A 3,790-nucleotide genomic window follows, 5' to 3' on the forward strand; every position below is an offset into this window, starting at 1 on the left:
GTACTACATGGCGCTGAACGAGCCCTGGATGCGCGGGCTGCTGGGCGTGCAGGTGCCGGGGCAGCTGTGGTTCGGCATCCAGCCGATCTCGGCGGGGGTGTTCGGCGTGCCGGCGGGCTTCGCGGCGACGGTCATCGGCAGCCTGCTGGGGCCGGCGCCGGGGCCGCAGACGCAGGCCTTTCTCGACCGCCTGCGTGCGCCTTGAACGAGGCAAGACAGAAAAATGTCCACTCACCCGATTTCTGAGTAGAATCCCGGGTTCGCCTTGCCACACCCAGACGACGCTTGGGGTGGTCTATCACCCAACTGCTTTCCTTTTGCTTTTCGGCGGGGAAGGTCAGGGGTGCAAACCCAAAAGGAGTTTCAATGCGTCACTACGAAATCATCTTGCTCATCCATCCGGATCAGAGCGAACAGGTTCCGGCCATGCTGGAACGCTACAAGGGTGTGATCACCGCCGGCGGCGGCAAGGTCCACCGTGTGGAAGATTGGKGCCGTCGCCAGATGGCTTACCTGATCCAGAAACTGGCCAAGGCCCACTACCTCTGCATCAACATCGAATGCAGCAAGGAAGTCCTCGGCGAGCTGGAAACGGGCTTCCGCTTCAACGACGCCGTGCTGCGTCACCTGACCGTCGTCCGCCCCCAGGCCGACAGCGGTCCGTCGGTGATGATGAAGGCGGTCGAGAAGGAAGAGTCCCGCAAGGCCCCGCAGGAAGCTGCAGCCTGAGAACGGTGAGGTCCCGCGGCTGTCACCCGGGCGTTGCATGAACCGATTGGTTCTGGCGGCGCAAGTGGTGGAGCGAGGGGCTGTGAGATACACGCCGGCCGGGCTGCCGGCCTTCGATTTGAGCCTCAAGCACGAATCGCAGGTCAGCGAATCCGGCCAGGTCCGCAGGGTCTCCCTGGAGATCCGTGCAGTGGCCATCGGCGACATCACACGGCGCCTGCAGGCACTGCCGATCGGAAGCACAGGCACCTTCGCCGGCTTTCTTTCAGCAATGCGCAGCGGTCGCGGCACGCTGTTCCATGTGACCGAATTCGAATGAGCCTCGTGCTCAACCTGTTTGTCCGGATCTGATATTCAAGTGAGGTGAAATATGCCCCCGCCACGTGGTAAAGGTCGGTTCTCGAAGGACCGCAAGCCCAAGCGCAACCAACAATCCCTGCTGTTCCGCCGCAAGCGCTTCTGCCGCTTCACGGTGACCGGCGTCAAGGAGATCGACTACAAGGACATCGACACCTTGCGCGATTTCATCGGTGAGAACGGCAAGATCACGCCCGCACGCCTGACCGGCACGCGCGCGTTCTTCCAGCGTCAGCTGACCACCGCCATCAAGCGCGCGCGCTTCCTGGCGATGCTGCCGTACAGCGACCAGCACAAGGTCTGAGGAGCCACACCATGCAAGTGATCCTGCTCGAAAAAGTGGGCAACCTCGGAAACCTCGGCGATGTCGTCAAGGTCAAGGACGGTTATGCACGCAACTTCCTGATCCCGACCAAGTCCGCACGCCGTGCGACGCCGGTCGCGATCAAGGAATTCGAAGCCAAGCGCGCCGAGCTCGAAAAGGCCGCTGCCGACAAGCTCGCCACCGCGCAAGCGCTGGGCGAGAAGATGAGCGGCCGCACCGTTCACATCACGCAAAAGGCGGGTGTGGATGGCCGGTTGTTCGGTTCGGTGACCAACAACGACATCGCCGAAGCGCTGACGCGCATCGACTTCAAGATCGCCAAGGCGCAGGTTCGCCTGCCCAACGGTCCGCTGAAGACCGTCGGCGAACACGTCGTGTCGGTGGCGCCGCACACCGATGTGGTCGTGGATGTCAAGGTTGTGGTGGTTGGCGAAACCGACTAAGGTTGCGCTCCACGCCTCGATGAAAGGGTCGGCTTCGCCGGCCCTTTTTCATTGGCAAGCGAGTTTTCCGCGGTTGTCCAACGCTTGACCACGGGATGTCCACAGGGTTGCCCACAGCTTGTTGTTGCAGGAAGCATCGATGTCCTCGGTTTTCAATCTCCCCCCGCAATTCGGATCCGACGCAGCGCGCAGCCACGGTGCGGAAGATGACGAGGTGGCGCGGCTGCGCGTGCCGCCGCATTCGATCGAGGCCGAGCAGAGCGTCATCGGCGGCCTGCTGCTCGACAACAGCGCCTGGGACCGTTGCGGCGACCTGCTGCAGGACACCGACTTCTACCGCTACGAGCACAAGCTGATCTACGCGGCGATCGGCGGGCTGATCAACGGCTCGAAGCCGGCCGACGTGATCACCGTGTTCGAGCAGCTCCAGGGCCTGGGCAAGGCGGCCGATTGCGGCGGGCTGACCTACCTGAACGCGCTCGCGCAGAGCGTGCCGAGCGCGTCCAACCTGCGCCGCTATGCCGAGATCGTCCGCGAGCGCGCGGTGCTGCGCAAGCTGGTGGCGGCCAGCGACGAGATCGCGACCGCGGCCTTCAATCCGCAGGGCCGGCCGGTCTCGCAGATCCTCGACGAATCCGAGAGCAAGATCTTCAAGATCGGCGAAGAAGGTTCACGCTCGCGCCAGGGCTTCATCAGCATGGACACGCTGGTGGTGCAGCTGATCGACCGCGTCAACGAGCTGCACGAGAACGGCGCCGAGGAAGTGACCGGCGTGCGAACGGGCTTCTTCGACATGGACCGCATGACCGCCGGGTTGCAGCCGGGCGACCTGATCGTGCTGGCGGCGCGGCCTTCGATGGGCAAGGCGCAGCCGCTGGATGCGCGGGTGCGCACGCTGTCGGGCTGGAAGCGCATGGGCGAGCTCGAGGTCGGCGATGCGGTCGCATCGGTCGACGGTCGGCCGTCGATCGTCACCGGCCTCTACCCGCAGGGCGAGAAGGACGTCTGGCGCATCCGCTTCTCCGATGGTCGCTCGGCCGAATGCTGCGACGAGCACCTGTGGCGGGTGCATTTCCGCAGCTGGAAAGYGCCGCGCGTGTTGAGCACCGCCGAGCTGCGGGTGATGTTGCAGAAGCCGCGCTACCAGGGTCGTCTCTGGATCGATTGCGCGACCGGGGATTTCGGTCACATCGACGCATTGCCGGTCGACCCGTGGCTGCTCGGCGCCCTGATAGGCGATGGCTGCCTGACCGGCACCGGTTCGGTCCGCTTCTCGACGGCAGAACCCGAAATGATCGAGCGCGTCGCCGAGCGCGCCGGCGACGGCATGGAAGTCACGCATGCTGGCCGCTGCGACTACCGCATCGTGCGCTGCGACCGCGGCCACGTGCCCGGCTTGCTGGGCTCACAGCCCAGCCCGCTGCGCACCGCGCTCGAAGCGCTCGGCCTGTCGGGCCTGCCCAGCGACCGCAAGTTCATTCCCGAGTCGTACCTCACCGCCAGCCGCGAGCGCCGGCTCGACCTGTTGCGCGGCCTGCTCGACACCGATGGCTGGGTCGAGCGCTGGGGCAGCGTGCGCTTCAGCACCTCGAGCCGCCGCCTGGCCGACGACGTGGCTGCGCTGGTCCGCTCGCTCGGCGGCTGGTGCACGATCAGCGAGAAGGCGCCTCGTTTCACCAATGTCGCCGGGATGCGCGTGCCGGGCCTGCCGGCCTACGTGTGCCACATCTCGCACCCCGAACCGCGCTCGCTGTTCCTGCTGTCGGACAAGCAGGCCCGCGCGCCCGAGCGCTGGCAGCGCCAGAAGCGGCTGACGTTCAGCGCGATCGAGCCGTCGCGCCGCGCGCCGTGCCARTGCATCTCGGTGTCGCATCCGCAGCGGCTGTACATCACCGACGAAGACGTCGTCACGCACAACACCGCCTTCGCGCTGAAC

The 3,790-nt window shown here is 65.4% G+C and carries 6 protein-coding genes and 1 pseudogene; all 7 read left to right on the plus strand.

What is annotated here, in order from left to right:
* The coding region (locus tag AC1D01_RS24670; protein ID WP_477871053.1) for a hypothetical protein at positions 1-205 on the plus strand (205 nt) is incomplete at its 5' end.
* A 161-nt stretch (positions 206-366) separates the two neighbouring features.
* Positions 367-729: a 30S ribosomal protein S6 gene (rpsF, locus tag AC1D01_RS24675; protein ID WP_477871055.1), complete on the plus strand. Its 363-nt coding sequence runs from the start codon at positions 367-369 to the stop codon at positions 727-729.
* Positions 730-766: 37 nt separating this feature from the next.
* A complete protein-coding gene (gene priB / locus AC1D01_RS24680) occupies positions 767-1,048 on the plus strand; it encodes a primosomal replication protein N (RefSeq protein ID WP_047502598.1) in 282 nt (93 codons plus the stop codon).
* 51 nt (positions 1,049-1,099) lie between these two features.
* Positions 1,100-1,390: a 30S ribosomal protein S18 gene (gene rpsR / locus AC1D01_RS24685; RefSeq protein ID WP_047502601.1), complete on the plus strand. Its 291-nt coding sequence runs from the start codon at positions 1,100-1,102 to the stop codon at positions 1,388-1,390.
* An 11-nt stretch (positions 1,391-1,401) separates the two neighbouring features.
* On the plus strand, positions 1,402-1,854 hold the full coding sequence (rplI, locus tag AC1D01_RS24690; RefSeq protein ID WP_047502603.1) for a 50S ribosomal protein L9: 453 nt from the start codon (positions 1,402-1,404) through the stop codon (positions 1,852-1,854).
* 139 nt (positions 1,855-1,993) lie between these two features.
* Positions 1,994-2,719: pseudogene (locus AC1D01_RS24695) on the plus strand (DnaB-like helicase N-terminal domain-containing protein); the annotation flags it as partial.
* 462 nt (positions 2,720-3,181) lie between these two features.
* On the plus strand, positions 3,182-3,790 hold a 609-nt coding region (locus tag AC1D01_RS24700), incomplete at its 3' end, for an LAGLIDADG family homing endonuclease (RefSeq protein WP_477871057.1).

The organism is Rhizobacter sp. P3_B12, assembly GCF_056402895.1.